12 protein-coding genes and 1 pseudogene are annotated in these 14,670 nt (G+C 36.4%); 8 read left to right on the forward strand and 5 right to left on the reverse strand.

Translation table 11 applies throughout. From position 1 onward, the window contains the following. Nucleotides 1–25: 25 nt before the first annotated feature. Nucleotides 26–676 (forward strand): DsbA family oxidoreductase, encoded by a 651-nt coding sequence (locus ACFQZ1_RS05650; RefSeq protein ID WP_377881130.1) that lies wholly within the window; start codon nucleotides 26–28, stop codon nucleotides 674–676. Between the two features lie 90 nt (nucleotides 677–766). Here the strand turns inward: ACFQZ1_RS05650 and pyk are convergent. Then, a pseudogene (gene pyk, locus ACFQZ1_RS05655) lies at nucleotides 767–2,176 on the reverse strand (pyruvate kinase); the annotation flags it as partial. A 219-nt stretch (nucleotides 2,177–2,395) separates the two neighbouring features. Here pyk and ACFQZ1_RS05660 point away from each other — a divergent pair. From ACFQZ1_RS05660 to ACFQZ1_RS05685, 6 genes are all read left to right on the forward strand, one after another. Beyond that, a complete protein-coding gene (locus ACFQZ1_RS05660) occupies nucleotides 2,396–2,788 on the forward strand; it encodes a DUF2642 domain-containing protein (protein ID WP_377881131.1) in 393 nt (130 codons plus the stop codon). 17 nt (nucleotides 2,789–2,805) lie between these two features. Then, entirely contained in the window at nucleotides 2,806–3,000 is a 195-nt protein-coding gene (locus ACFQZ1_RS05665) for a hypothetical protein (protein WP_377881132.1), read from the forward strand. Nucleotides 3,001–3,010: 10 nt separating this feature from the next. Further along, a complete protein-coding gene (locus ACFQZ1_RS05670) occupies nucleotides 3,011–4,564 on the forward strand; it encodes a glycosyltransferase family 2 protein (RefSeq protein WP_377881133.1) in 1,554 nt (517 codons plus the stop codon). Between the two features lie 388 nt (nucleotides 4,565–4,952). Then, nucleotides 4,953–7,202, forward strand: a complete 2,250-nt coding sequence (pflB, locus tag ACFQZ1_RS05675) for a formate C-acetyltransferase (protein ID WP_377881134.1) — start codon at nucleotides 4,953–4,955, stop codon at nucleotides 7,200–7,202. A gap of 65 nt (nucleotides 7,203–7,267) precedes the next feature. After that, complete coding sequence (gene pflA / locus ACFQZ1_RS05680; RefSeq protein WP_377881135.1) at nucleotides 7,268–7,999, forward strand: pyruvate formate-lyase-activating protein; 732 nt, start codon at nucleotides 7,268–7,270, stop codon at nucleotides 7,997–7,999. Nucleotides 8,000–8,411: 412 nt separating this feature from the next. Further along, the gene (locus ACFQZ1_RS05685) at nucleotides 8,412–9,575 is read left to right on the forward strand and encodes a diglucosyl diacylglycerol synthase (protein WP_377881136.1); all 1,164 of its coding nucleotides are present in this window, start codon (nucleotides 8,412–8,414) and stop codon (nucleotides 9,573–9,575) included. A 263-nt stretch (nucleotides 9,576–9,838) separates the two neighbouring features. On the opposite strand, the gene ACFQZ1_RS05690 is transcribed toward ACFQZ1_RS05685, so the two are convergent. Next, a complete protein-coding gene (locus ACFQZ1_RS05690) occupies nucleotides 9,839–11,071 on the reverse strand; it encodes a cytochrome P450 (RefSeq protein ID WP_377881137.1) in 1,233 nt (410 codons plus the stop codon). Between the two features lie 219 nt (nucleotides 11,072–11,290). On the opposite strand from ACFQZ1_RS05690, the gene ACFQZ1_RS05695 reads away from it, so the two are divergent. Then, a complete protein-coding gene (locus tag ACFQZ1_RS05695) occupies nucleotides 11,291–11,869 on the forward strand; it encodes a TetR/AcrR family transcriptional regulator (RefSeq protein ID WP_377881138.1) in 579 nt (192 codons plus the stop codon). 648 nt (nucleotides 11,870–12,517) lie between these two features. Here the strand turns inward: ACFQZ1_RS05695 and ACFQZ1_RS05700 are convergent. From ACFQZ1_RS05700 to ACFQZ1_RS05710, 3 genes are all read right to left on the reverse strand, one after another. After that, complete coding sequence (locus ACFQZ1_RS05700; protein WP_377881140.1) at nucleotides 12,518–12,640, reverse strand: YfhE family protein; 123 nt, start codon at nucleotides 12,638–12,640, stop codon at nucleotides 12,518–12,520. 67 nt (nucleotides 12,641–12,707) lie between these two features. Beyond that, the gene (locus ACFQZ1_RS05705; protein ID WP_253628525.1) at nucleotides 12,708–13,265 is read right to left on the reverse strand and encodes a GNAT family N-acetyltransferase; all 558 of its coding nucleotides are present in this window, start codon (nucleotides 13,263–13,265) and stop codon (nucleotides 12,708–12,710) included. Between the two features lie 250 nt (nucleotides 13,266–13,515). Next, entirely contained in the window at nucleotides 13,516–14,640 is a 1,125-nt protein-coding gene (locus tag ACFQZ1_RS05710) for an amidohydrolase (protein WP_377881141.1), read from the reverse strand. Nucleotides 14,641–14,670 lie beyond the last annotated feature (30 nt).

Here is a 14,670-nt window from a genome sequence, read left to right on the forward strand (position 1 = left end):
ACTTAAAGGCAAAGGAGTAACAATAATGACATTACAAATAAAAGTATATTCCGATTATGTTTGTCCATTTTGTTTTATTGGTGAACAACCATTACAAGAAGCAATTCAAGGAAAAGATGTAGAAGTAGAATGGATGCCATTTGAATTACGTCCATATCCAGCGGAACGTATTGATCCATGGAATGAACCAGACAAGTTAGGAATGTTCCAAAGTACAATTGCACCGTGGGCAGAGCAAATGGGTGTTGATATAAAGTTACCTCGTTTGTCACCGCATCCATATACACATACTGCGTTTGAAGGATATCAATATGCGAAAGAAAATGGAAAAGGAAATGAATATCAGCACCGCGTGTTTACTGCATTTTTCCAAGAAGAACGGAATATTGGAGAAGTGGACGTGCTTGCAGAAATCGCTGGAGAAGTAGGATTAAATCAAGACGATTTTCGCCAAGCACTAGAGAATGGTACGTATAAAGAAGCGCATCAAAAAGCCGTTCATCACGCTTATTATGAACAAGGCGTACAAGCTGTACCGACATTTATTATCGGTGATAGTGTAGTACAAGGCGTACGTAACAAAGAAATGTTAGAAGCTATTATTGAACAGGAACTAAAAAAAGAAAAAGTAACAGTTTCAGATGGTATGACATGTAATAGAGAAGGTTGTGAGTAAGGGAGGGCAGATGCATAGTGCATCTGCCTTTTTTACTCTATTAGCGGGCGATAAAGAGCCCACTGACGGAAGTTTCACTTTATTTCATTTTACAACCTCAATTTTCATGAGATTTGTCGTTCCACGTTCGTTCACAGGGACACCCGCTGTTATAATGACAATATCTTGTGCAGAGATAAGCTTTTGTTCTTTAGCGTTACATAATGCTTGTTCAATTACTTCATCTGTCGTTTGTTTTGGTGCAGTGAAAAATGGGTGTACGCCCCATACGAGTGCAAGTTGCTGCATAACAGATTGTTCAGATGTTGTTGCGATAATAGGAGTGCACGGACGATATTTTGAAATCATTTGTGCTGTATAACCACTTTTTGTTGGTGTTAAAATTGCTTTTGCTTGTAAGGAATAAGCTGCTTGGACAGCAGCGGCACCAATTGTTTCTGTTATTTGTTTCTGGTCCTCATGAAGCAATTTTTTTTGATTTTGGAATAAAGAAGACTCCTCTACTTGCAGAGCGATTTTATTCATCATTTGTACGGCCTCTATTGGATATTCTCCGGCAGCTGTTTCTCCTGAAAGCATAATCGCATCTGTGCCATCAAAGATTGCATTTGCTACGTCTGAAGCTTCTGCTCTTGTTGGTCTTGGATTTCTTTGCATAGAATCTAACATTTGCGTTGCTGTAATGACTGGTTTTCCGAGCAAATTACAGGCATGAATTAATTCCTTTTGGATAATTGGTACATGTTCTGCTGGGATTTCAATGCCCATATCCCCGCGTGCCACCATAATTCCATCTACAACTTCAATAATTTCTTTTATATTATCAATTCCTTCTTGATTTTCAATTTTTGCGATAATGCGAATATGTGAGGCGTTATGCTTTGCTAATATGTCGCGTACTTCTAAAATGTCAGCAGCTTTACGTACAAAGGAGATGGCGATGTAATCAACACGCTGATCGATGCCGAAAAGAATATCTTGTTTATCTTTTTCTGTAATACCAGGTAAGCGGATTTTTACATTCGGTACGTTCACACCTTTATGATCTTTAATTGTCCCGCCATGTATAACTTTTGTTTGTAACTCGCCATTTGCCTTTTCTATTACTTCTAGTTCTAATAATCCATCATCAAGTAAGAGATGGGATCCTACTTCTACATCATCGTATAGACCTTCGTATGTAACAGAAAACTGTTTAGATGTTCCGAGTGCTTTTTTCATTAAAACAGTAACAGTCGTACCTTCAAGCAGCTCTGCCTGTCCGCCTTCAAATTCATCGGTTCGAATTTTTGGTCCTTTAATATCTTGTAAGAGCGCAATGTTTTTTTTAGCTGCCGCTGCGGCTTTTCGTATTGTATTGATACGCGCTTGATGTTCTTCGTGTGTTCCGTGAGAAAAATTTAACCGAGCCACGTTCATTCCAGACTCTAGTATAGAAATTAATGTTTCGTATTGTTCACTTGCAGGTCCAATTGTGCAAACGATTTTTGTTTTTCGCATATAAAATTCCTCCTTTTTTTAAAACACATATTAGCAGACAATAAATTCTTCTATTGTTGGAAGTTTCACTTTATTATGTTGGCAATTGTATGTGTACTTCATGTATAGGTATGTGATTTGTTTTATAGAAAATGTGCAGTTTGTTTAGCACCAAAAGTGCGATGTCTGTATACGCTGATAAATGTGAACAAGTTGAAATGTATATAGGAGGAGAGCCTAGTGCCTCTATTTAAATATTATTGGCGTAAGCTTGCAAGTATTGTCGGTAGACAATTAGATTGCTTTTTTAATGAGAAAGTTATCCCTGCTGTGGAAGGAATATTATTTTCACCGCGGTTTGCAAAGTATATAGCAATTTATACAAAAAAAGGTGTTGCAGAATACCTTGAATCTCAGGAATTTCAAAACATTATTTTAAAGGAATGTAGTACTTCTCCATTTAAAAAAATCGCAGAACAATTGTTAGGGAAAGAGGTTGGAATTACTGTAACGGTTGGAGGTTTAACAGGTGTAATTTTGCAAGTAGGCGAAGAATTTTTAACATTACAAGAATCAACTGGGGCAATTATTTTATTACCATTTACAAGTATTCTTTCAATTCGTGAGATATAGGGAAAGGAGAGAATAAAATGTTGTTTATTGATACATTACGGTCTCATGTGGGGCAACTTGCCCAAGTTGTAACGGTTGGAGAAATTGTGACAGGGATTATTTTATCTGTAACAGATGGAGTAGTTGTCATACGAACAGCTTCGTCCTATGGTCCACCGGAAGATGTTATGGTAAGAATTCCAGTTGTTTCATATGTTCGATTGTATAGTTAGGAGGAGTAACATGCGTGTATCCGTTGTAATTCTAACACATAATGGGGCGCAAACGATAGGTGGTGTGTTGGAAGAAGTAAAAAAGGTACAACCTTATGAAATTATTGTTGTTGCGAATGGATGTACAGATGATTCTGAACAAATTGCAAAAGAGCTTGGATGTATAGTAATAAGTAGTGAGGAAGAGCTTGGGAATGACGTTGGTCGTGTGGTCGGTGCCAAGTGTGCAAAGGGAGAAGTATTGTTATTTTTAGACGGCGATTTTCCTATTCTTTCGTCTAGTCTTCATTTCTTTCTTAATCCAATTTTACATGGACAAGTAGATGTGATTTTAAATAATTTCGATGCTTTATTTAAGAAAAAACAGCGTCCGCATTCTATTACCATATGGCGACAAATTTTGAATGAGATAGTGGACCAAGCTGATTTACAAATTGATTCTATTTTATCAGTACCACATGCTATAACGAAGGAAGCGATAGAAAGCATTGGTTATGATGCGTTATGTAATCCGATTGTTGCACACGTTCGCTTAACAGCACAAGGATGGCGAATACAACGGCATTGTTCAATTGATGTAATTACTTCCAATAAATTTCGCCCAGCTGAGCATGAAGCATATGGGAATAAACTTGCACATGCAGAGCAGCGAATGATAGGAGATCACATAGAAGCATTAGGTGAATGGTTAGATAATTATGATAGACGAGGAGCCTATACAGATGGAAATAGGAGAAGAGATATTGTACTAGCTCTTCGCGAACTTGGTGATCAAGCATTGCCTTCATATTATAATGGCTGGGGTATTCAATCCAATTTATATAGTGGTAAACAACTTTCAATTATTATTCCTGCTCAAAACGAAGAAATGACGATTGCATTAGTTATTCAAGAAGCACGTAAAATTGAGCCACTTGAAATTATCGTTGTTGTTAATGGATCAAATGATAAAACAGCGACAATTGCAAAGCAATGCGGGGCTACAACTATTGTTTATGAAGAAACTCTTGGAAATGATGTGGGACGTTCTATAGGGGCTCAGATGGCTAAAGGGGATATCTTGTTATTTATTGATGGTGATTTTGCAATACCTGCAAAGGATTTGTATCCTTTTGCAAAAGCGATTGCCGAAGGACAAGACGTGGTGTTGAATGATTTAAATAATTATTTAGATTTACGAGCACCATTACATCTTGTTACGGCACTAAAATATGCCCTAAACTTGGCTTGTAACCGAAAAGATTTAGGGGTAGGTTCGCTCGTATCTGTACCAAATGCATTTAGTAAGGTTTGTTTAGAATATATCGGATTTGATTCTTTATTATCTCCATGTGTGGCACAGGTGAAGGCAATATTAGCGGGATTTTTAACCTCTTGTGTACATCGTGTAGAAGTAGATCAAATGAATCGAATTCGGCCGAATGAACATTTTACAGTGAAGGAGCATGCCCCAGCTGTACTTCGAATTATTGGGGATCATGAAGAGGGGATGTCATGTTTGATAGAAGAACTTGGCATTCGAGGTGGTTTTCATGATGGTGGACGTAAGAGAGAAATAAAGTGAAACTTCCATCGGTGGGGGTCTTACTGCCCAAAAATGGCGGGATAAAATAAAAAAGGTGTGCCAAAACAGGCACACCTTTTTTCATTCTGTTTTAAAAATACTATAACAGAATAGGGAGGAAGAGTATTACAGTTTAAACTGGATATGACTCTTATACTGCAGAAAAGGATTCCTTCATTAGAATACCAAAAAAATGAAATTATTAAAAGGGGTTAATTTAATAAAGATTAAAGTAACGTTTTCACTATATTCATAGGAGTTTGCTCATTGTTTCACAAACATGTCACAACTTTAACGTTCATTTTTTCAAAAAAGTAGTATTCTAAATACGTAAGCTGTTATATAAAAAATCTTAGTCCTGTACTAATCAAAAATGGAGGAGATTAGGATGACTGAAGTATTAGAAAATGTAAAAAATGCATGGGAAAACTTTAAAGGTGAAAAGTGGAAAGCAGAGATTGATGTCCGCAACTTCATTTTAAATAATGTAAACGTTTACCAGGGGGATGAATCCTTCTTGGCTGGAGCAACAGAAGCGACGAAACAACTTTGGGATCAAGTAATGGATTTAACAAAACAAGAACGTGACAATGGCGGAGTCCTTGACATGGATACGAAAATTGTTTCTTCTATTACATCACATGACCCAGGATATTTAAATAAAGATATTGAAAAAGTAGTTGGTTTCCAAACTGACAAGCCATTTAAGCGCTCATTACAACCATTAGGTGGTATTCGTATGGCAGAGCAAGCTTGTGAATCTTATGGATATGAAATGGACAAAGAACTAAGCCGTATTTTCAGAGACTGGCGTAAAACGCATAACCAAGGTGTATTCGATGCTTATACTCCTGAAATGAGAGCAGCTCGTAAATCAGGCGTTATTACAGGTCTTCCAGATGCATATGGACGTGGTCGTATTATTGGTGACTATCGCCGCGTTGCATTATACGGTATAGATCGTTTAATCGAAGCGAAAAAGGAAGATTTGAATTTAACTGGCGGTGTAATGAGCGAAGATACAATGCGTTTACGCGAAGAATTATCTGAGCAAATCCGTGCCCTTCAAGAATTAAAACAAATGGCAGCTTCTCATGGCTTTGATATTTCTAAGCCAGCAACAAATGCACAAGAAGCGTTCCAATGGTTATATTTTGCTTATCTTGCAGCAATTAAAGAACAAAACGGTGCAGCGATGAGTCTTGGCCGTACGTCTACTTTCTTAGATATCTTTATTGAAAGAGATTTAGTAAACGGTACATTAACAGAAGAAGAAGCACAAGAAATTGTTGATCATTTCATTATGAAATTACGTCTTGTGAAATTTGCAAGAACACCTGATTATAATGAATTATTCTCTGGTGATCCAACCTGGGTAACAGAATCTATCGGTGGTATTGCACTTGATGGTCGTCCATTAGTAACGAAAAACTCATTCCGTTTCTTACACACATTAGATAACTTAGGACCAGCTCCAGAACCAAACTTAACAGTTCTTTGGTCTAAACAATTACCACAGAACTTTAAAAACTACTGTGCGAAAATGTCTATTAAAACATCTGCAATTCAATATGAAAATGATGACATTATGCGCCCAGAGTATGGCGATGATTACGGTATTGCTTGTTGTGTGTCTGCAATGAGAATTGGTAAGCAAATGCAGTTCTTCGGAGCTCGTGCAAACTTAGCTAAGACACTGTTATATGCAATTAATGGCGGTAGAGATGAAAAATCAAAAGAACAAATTGGACCTGAATTTGCACCTATCACTTCTGAAGTATTAGATTACGAAGAAGTTATGCGTAAATTTGATATGACAATGGAATGGCTAGCAGGTTTATATTTAAATACATTAAATGTAATTCACTATATGCATGATAAATATAGCTATGAACGCATTGAAATGGCACTTCATGATACAGAGATTCTTCGTACAATGGCAACAGGTATTGCTGGATTATCTGTAGTAGCTGACTCTTTAAGTGCAATTAAATATGCGAAAGTAAAACCAATCCGTGATGAAAATGGTATCGCAGTTGACTTTGAAATTGAAGGAGACTTCCCTAAATACGGTAACAATGATGATCGTGTAGATGAAATTGCAGTCAATCTTGTAAAAACATTTATGAACAAACTTCGTAAACATAAAACATACCGTAATTCTGTTCATACAATGTCAATCTTAACAATTACATCTAATGTTGTATACGGTAAGAAAACTGGTAATACTCCAGATGGTCGTCGTACTGGAGAACCATTTGCACCAGGTGCAAACCCAATGCACGGTCGTGATACAAAAGGTGCACTAGCATCATTATTATCTGTTGCGAAATTACCATATGAAGATGCACAAGATGGTATTTCTAATACATTCTCAATTATTCCAAAAGCACTTGGTAAAGAAGATGATGTACAAGTTCGCAACTTAGTATCTATGCTCGATGGATATGCAGTAAAAGAAGGACATCACTTAAATATTAACGTATTTAACCGTGAAACATTAATGGATGCAATGGAACATCCTGAAAAATATCCACAATTAACAATTCGTGTATCTGGTTATGCGGTGAACTTCATTAAATTAACTCGTGAACAACAAATTGACGTTATTAACCGTACAATGCACGAAAGTATGTAAGTAAAAGTTTTCCCTCTGTTTCCATGAAGACGGAGGGAGGCTGTTTCAATAGAGGAGGAAGTAACATGGTAAAAGGAAGAATTCATTCTGTTGAGTCTTGTGGTACTGTTGATGGCCCAGGAATTCGTTATGTCATATTTACACAAGGGTGCTTATTACGTTGTCAATATTGTCATAATGCGGATACATGGGAGATTGGTAAAGGGAAAGAAATAACAGTTGAAGAAGTGATGCAGGATGTTACATGTTACCTTCCTTTTATTGAAGCTTCTGGTGGCGGTATTACAGTAAGCGGCGGTGAGCCACTACTGCAGTTAGACTTTTTAATTGAGCTGTTTAAGAAATGTAAAGAGATCGGCATTCATACGACAATTGATTCTTCAGGAGGGTGCTATTCTGAAGATGAAGAATTTCAAAGAAAATTAGATATTCTGATGGAATATACAGATTTGGTATTACTTGACCTGAAACATATTGATTCCAAGAAACATCGTAAATTAACAGGAAAACCGAACGAACATATTTTACAATTTGCCCGTTATTTATCAGATAAAAAGAAATCAATTTGGGTGCGTCATGTACTTGTACCTGGAATTACTGATGGTACAGAGGACTTAGAAAATTTAGCAGCCTTTATTCAAAGTCTTGATAATGTACAAAAGGTAGAAGTCTTACCGTATCATAAGTTAGGCGTTTATAAATGGGAGGCGTTAGGGCATAAATATCCTCTTGAAGGAGTAGAGCCTCCAACGGAAGAAAGCATTCAAAAAGCAAAGAATATTTTAGCAGCAGTCTAATCCAATTGTGGATTAGACTTTTTGCTTTCTGTTGATAAATAGTAGAGCAAACATAAGGAAAAGAGTATACTATGATTACTGAATGTCTATTTTTGTAAAGCAATGATATGGATAAATTTACAAAAATGTAAAGGGAAAACGTAACAATAGAAAGAATTAAGAAATAATATAAGGCGTATCATGGAGTATAGATAAAAGTCAAGTTATTGCGAAAGCAGTTATAGGAAAGTATAATGTTAAGATATGAGCAGATGGGATTAAGGGGTCAATAACATATGCTTTGTATATCCACGACAGGTACAGATCCAACGAAAAATCGTTGGAATTCAAACATGCAAAATTATAAGGGAATTGTTTTTTATATTGTGACAGATGCAATATGAAAGACCGAAAAAGCTAGGAGTGGATTTGTTTGATAAAAAACCCCAAGGTTTTAATATTAACAGCACATTACGGTAACGGTCATGTACAAGTGGCAAAAACATTAGAACAAACATTTCGTCAAAGAGGATTTGCGGATGTAATCGTATGCGATCTTTTTAGTGAATCACATCCTGTTATAACGGATATTACAAAATATTTATATTTAAAAAGTTATACAATTGGGAAAGAGCTATACCGCTTATTTTATTATGGTGTTGAGAAAATTTACGATAAAAAAATTGCATCATGGTATGCCAATTTTGGTCGAAAACGATTAAAAGCGATATTGCATGCTGAAAAACCCGATATTGTTATTAATACATTTCCAATCATTGCGGTGCCAGAGTTGAAAAAGCAAACAGGTATTTCTATTCCTGTTTATAATGTAGTTACTGATTTTTGCTTGCATAAAATATGGATTCACCGAGAAGTAGATCGTTATTTTGTTGCAACAGATTATGTGAAGAACATTATGACACAGGTAGGAGTACCTGCTGAGCAAATTGTAGCAACAGGGATTCCGATTCGTAAAAATTTTGAAGCAGTCATCAATGTGGAAACATTGTATGACAAGTATGATTTGTCACGGGACAAGAAGATTTTGCTTATTGTGGCAGGAGCGCATGGAGTGTTAGGAAGTGTAAAAGGGTTATGTCAGTCCTTTATGTCAGTTCCTGACCTGCAGGTAGCCGTAGTTTGTGGGAAAAATAAAGTATTGCAAGAGGACTTGCTGCAATTACAAGAAAGCAATCCAGATGCATTAAAAGTATTCGGTTATGTGGAGAATATTGACGAGCTGTTCCGTATTACCTCTTGTATGATTACAAAACCAGGAGGAATTACATTAAGTGAAGCAGCAGCTTTGCAAGTACCTGTCGTTTTATATAAACCAGTACCAGGGCAAGAAAATGAAAATGCGAATTATTTTGAGAAACAAGGTGCAGCAGTTGTTATTCGTGAAGATAATGAAATCTTTCAGAAAACGAAAGAATTATTGCAAGATGATATGAAGTTATTGCAAATGAAAGAAGCGATGAAACGTATTTATCGTCCGGAACCAGCGTTTCATATTGTAGATTCTATTTTAGAAGAAAATCATGTGCGAGTACATTCACCAGTACATCCACCAGCCCTTGTACAGTCTTTTACTTAATATAAGAACCTCTTTTCTATCTAAGTAGAAGGAGGTTTTTTTCGTTATTTCGTTTAATTGGAGCAAATCATCATTTTTGAGAGAGAAATTCCTAGCCGCTTTGGTGTGGATTTAAAATAAAGTGAGACTTCCATCAAATGATCAATTAAGATGTTCTTGGATTTGAAATAGAAGATTAGAGATTATTTTCAAAACGAAGAAAGGGCATCCCTCCGTCATTTCTGATGACTTTTGGGACACCCAAATTTACCGGACAACTTGGCCTAGCGGTGAACCTTTAGCGGTAAGCTGGATAAGGCTTGGCCAGCAGCTGAGGTCTGTAAGCTTGCCTCCAAGTTGAAGCCTGGAACCGATTCAATGCGAGAAAATGTTTCCATAAAAATTTTGAACGCTTTGTTAGCTTCCAATCTCGCCAGTGGCGCACCGAGACAGAAATGCGGCCCATTGCCAAATGTTTGATGCCGGTTGTTATTTTTTCGGTGAATATTCACAGTAAATGGATCTTCGAATACATCCTCATCAAAGTTTGCCGCGCTATTCCAGGTGATCACCAAATCACCTTTCTTCAACTCAACGCCTAGAACATTGTTATCTACTTTCACTTCACGGTCCAATGCAATAACGTGGAAACGGTAACGCAGCATCTCCTCAACAAAATTAGGTACGAGGTTTATATTGCTTCTTAATTCTTCGTAAAGTTTAGGAGCATCATATAGCAATGAGTAGAATGAATTAGCCAATAAAAGACTTGTTGTTTCAACACCCGCCGCAAGAAGAAACATAGTCACACGAACAACTTCTTCATCCGTAAACTTTTCTCCTTCGATTTCAACTTGAATCAAATCAGAAAGAATGTCGTCTGACAGCTGCTTTCTTTTTTCCACAACGATCGGATACAGGTAATTAAAGTACTCCATCGCTGCCTTCGCCTTTTGTTGCCCCACTTCCTCGGCATTTTCACTATTGAACGGCATGAACAATATATCGACCCATTTCTTAAACAGCAGCTTGTCCTTATGCGGAACCCCAAGCAAATCGGCCATTACTATGATCGGAAGGGGGGTTGTAAAATCTTTGACAATGTCGATCTCTGACTTATCCCCCATTTCGGCAATCAAATCGTTAATAATCTGTTCAATACGCGGCTCCCAAGCTTTGAGACCTCTAGGGGTGAAAGCAGCCGAAAGCAGAGAACGTGACTTACGGTGTTCCGGTGGATCCGTTTCATTAATATTTAAGCGATCCGGGACGCTCCCTTCTTCTGTGCCAGCTCCGATCTGGGAAATGGAACGGTGGCGTTTACTTGAAAATAGTTCATAGTCTGTAAGAATTCGCTTAACGTCTTCATATTTGAAAACATTCCAAGTGTCCGTGCCTGCATGATAGTAAATTGGATGCTCCGTTAGCATTTTTTTATACCAAGAAAATGGAGAAAATTCTTCGGATTTAGTTTTAAAACCCTTAATTTCAGAAGTTGAAATGACTGTATTTTCCATATAAATCCCTCCGTGTCTAATCAGAGTACAATAGAACAAAATTGGACTACCTAATCTGTCTGGCCCAGAAACATACTCCCCTTAGATCACCTCCTGCATTGATTGGCTTTAATACACTTGTATACTAAGATATGTAATATGATATACACACGTAGATTAAAAAGGGAGAATCAATTTTCACAAGTTGTATAATTAATCTACAGAAAAGGAGAAGTGTAGATGAGAAATAATGAGGAACAGCTGGATTTACGTGTTAGACGTACACGTAAATTATTATGGGGGTCTTTATTTGAATTAATGACACAATCAAAACAGAAATATAGTTCCATTACCATCAACCAAATCTGTGATCGTGCGATGGTGCATCGAACAACATTTTATAAACATTTTGAAGATAAAGACGCGTTATTAGCATTTGGATTTAAACAATATCAAGGGGAAGATTATACCATACCACTTTTAGATCGATTAACTAAACCATTTCAAGTGATGGAGCAATTCTTACATCATGAAGAGATTGGTAAAATATTAGAGTCGCAAATGGGTGATGAACAATTTAATAACTTTATACATTATCAAACCCGTGAAATGAAGAAACAGGAGAATCAAGAATTAAATCGAATTTGTAAAAGTCATACAATACCAAATGAGTTAATTATCGAATTCTATTCAGGTGTAATTACAACGTTAAGTACATGGTGGTTACAAAATAGAAAAAGTGTTTCAGCAGAAGAAATGGATAGATACTTTCATCAAATGATCAATCAAGATGTTTTTCAATTGAACAGAGATCAATAGGGACTTAATGTAAGAAGTTCACGGAGCTTGAACATATTTGTATTATCCACATTTAATATTCTCACCTTTGAAAGAGACAAGTGGACTGATAGCAGTGGAATTCTTACTAACATAGTTTGGTATCAATATATCCCATTCTTTTTCATAATAACTACTATGAGGATGACTTTGCTATCATTTACATACTCATACGCTAGTTGAAGATAGCAGACAAAATGATCAATCTTTTTTTTGTAAAAATAAATCTATTCATATTAAAAAGTGACCTCGTTTTCTTTATATTAACATCAATGTATGTGCAACTTTTAATCAAACTTTATTCTAATCCAACATTTGGTTGCATCCCACTACTTGCGAGGATAGATATGTTCGTCAGGATGTTGAGAAGATAAAGAAGGCGAATGTAGTAAATTTCAATTTATCCACAAAAGAATTCGCTTACAATATACAGTAAACTTTAAATATTAACAAAAGTATCCACAATATCCACAATTTTTAGTAAATTTATCCACAAGGTAAACAGGATAACTGTGATTAAATTCCTCTTTTATAAAAAAGATATTAGAATTTATACACAATTCTAGTGATTTTGTGGATAAAGTTTTCCACAAAAAAAGCTACCTCTTCTCAATAAGAGGTAGCTATATGTTAATAAATTCCTTTTGGCTTATATCCAGCTGCACGATCTGCTCTTTTAAATTCACGTTGATAGAGAACTTCCTGTGTGCTAGATAATGTATTTCTTGATCTTTCACGTTTTTTCTTATCCATTACAGTTCACCTCGTGTCATAAAGTCATTACCTATCGTTACCAATGACAGAGGGAGATATACATATATTATGCTTCTTTTAAATGATGAGCGTCTTGGAATGTTGCTTCGCGCATTGTGTGTAGTGTGTATTGATCTTTTGGAATTTCATATAAGTTATATACTTCACCATTTGCGTTAATTTGATCGTATACACATTTTCTTGTTTCATTTGCTAGATTAACGTATGGCAGTTTTTCGGCAGCTTTAATAGAGCGAGTATTTAATTTGCGAATTCGCATGAAAATAGTCTCAATGTCTAATTCATAGAAAAGCTCACTAAAGAAAGCGTCTTTTGCTGGTTTATTATAACCTTTTCCATGATAAGGTTTACCGAGCCAGGTGCCAAGAAAACCTGCTTTTTCTTGCACATCAAATAAAGTTATTGTTCCAATAGGGTTTCCCCATTCATCAACAATTGTGCGTGAAATTAGTTCTCCGCGCTCTTCAGCTTCAATTGTTTGTTTTGTTAAAAACAAAAATTCTTCATAAGAAGATGCCTTCTGACGCACAAAGGGGAAGACATCAGGGTGAATCATCAAATCATATAGAACGTGGCTGTCATGTAGGTCACGTTTTTTTAACATACTATCTCCTCCTAAAAAGAGGGTAGCATGACGACAAAAAACACCCCACCCTCGAAATTTTTATATAAAACTTAAAAAAATTTCGGGGTGGGAATCGAACCCACTAGAACCAGTCTATAATGCTGGTGGCGCACCATTTGCCTTCCCCATTCATCAATTTGAAATTACTCAACACGACACAAATTGATCATGGTTTCATTCAGTTTATACTCGTATAATACTTCATCTAGTCAAAAAAATAAACTAGTTTTTATGATTTTTTTGTATGAATAATTTTTCCATCTATCATCGTTAATACGGGCTTGGCTAAGTAATGAAGAGGATGATGAGTCCATAGGACAAGATCGGCGTCTTTTCTAGGCTCGATACTACCAATTTTCTTTTCTAAACGTAAGTTGCGAGCAGGTATAATTGTAATTCCTTCTAGAGCTTTATGCTCATCTAATCCTTCCCTTACAGCGATAGCTGCGCAAACATTTAAATACTGAATTGGTGTATAGGGGTGATCTGTCGTAATAGAGACTTCAATCCCATGATTCGATAAGACATGATACGTTTGCCAAGATTTATTTTTCAATTCAATTTTTGACCGACGTGTTAATGTTGGACCGACAGATACTTTTAAATCGTGGTTTGCTAATTTATCAGCAACAAGATGACCTTCTGTACAGTGTTCAATACGTAAATCAAGATTAAATTCCTTAGCAAAGCGAAGAGCAGATAGAATATCATCTGCGCGGTGGGCGTGGGCACGTACAGGAATTTCACGTCGGAGCGCTTGTAAGATAGAAATCATTCGAAAGTCTGCATCATTTCCATAATGCTTTGCTTCATAAAAAGCTTCGCGCAGCATTCCCATAATTCCCATGCGGGTAATTGATTCTTTGTTTCCATTACTATGCATTCCTTTTGGGTTTTCTCCAAACGCAATTTTCAGACCCGCGGGCTCTTGAATGACCATATGATCAATACTATTTCCTGCTGTTTTTATGACGCATGTTGTTCCGCCAATTACATTTTGACTTCCAGGCATAACGTGAACGGTTGTAATACCGCCTTGTACAGCATCTTGAAAAGCGATATCAAAAGGGTGAATGCCATCTAAAGAGCGAATATGAGGAGTTAGCATTTCTGCTGTTTCATTTGCATCATTTCCAGCCCATCCAGTTCCTTCATCATATAAGCCAAGATGTGTATGCACATCGATAAAGCCTGGAAGAAGATGAAGACCACGTGCATCAATAACGGTCATATCTTCGCTAGATTCAATAGATCGTTCTAATGCAGTAATCTTGTTATTTTCTACTAATACATCGCCTTGTAATTTAGGAGATGTAATAGGATAAACAGTGGCTTGCTTAAATAATATTTTCATAATAACCTCTTTATTCTGCATACGAGTTTT

The sequence above is a fragment of the Bacillus sp. CGMCC 1.60114 genome (genome assembly GCF_042676365.1).
In the GTDB taxonomy this organism is placed as follows: Bacteria; Bacillota; Bacilli; order Bacillales; family Bacillaceae_G; genus Bacillus_A; species Bacillus_A rhizoplanae_A.

Coding starts and splice junctions, on each gene's coding strand:
- ACFQZ1_RS05650 (WP_377881130.1), top strand. CDS start 26: ATGACATTACAAATAAAAGTATATTCCGATTATGTTTGTCCATTTTGT.
- ACFQZ1_RS05710 (WP_377881141.1), bottom strand. CDS start 14,640: ATGAAAATATTATTTAAGCAAGCCACTGTTTATCCTATTACATCTCCT.
- ACFQZ1_RS05695 (WP_377881138.1), top strand. CDS start 11,291: ATGAGAAATAATGAGGAACAGCTGGATTTACGTGTTAGACGTACACGT.
- pflB (WP_377881134.1), top strand. CDS start 4,953: ATGACTGAAGTATTAGAAAATGTAAAAAATGCATGGGAAAACTTTAAA.
- ACFQZ1_RS05670 (WP_377881133.1), top strand. CDS start 3,011: ATGCGTGTATCCGTTGTAATTCTAACACATAATGGGGCGCAAACGATA.
- ACFQZ1_RS05700 (WP_377881140.1), bottom strand. CDS start 12,640: ATGGATAAGAAAAAACGTGAAAGATCAAGAAATACATTATCTAGCACA.
- ACFQZ1_RS05690 (WP_377881137.1), bottom strand. CDS start 11,071: ATGGAAAATACAGTCATTTCAACTTCTGAAATTAAGGGTTTTAAAACT.
- ACFQZ1_RS05705 (WP_253628525.1), bottom strand. CDS start 13,265: ATGTTAAAAAAACGTGACCTACATGACAGCCACGTTCTATATGATTTG.
- pflA (WP_377881135.1), top strand. CDS start 7,268: ATGGTAAAAGGAAGAATTCATTCTGTTGAGTCTTGTGGTACTGTTGAT.
- ACFQZ1_RS05665 (WP_377881132.1), top strand. CDS start 2,806: ATGTTGTTTATTGATACATTACGGTCTCATGTGGGGCAACTTGCCCAA.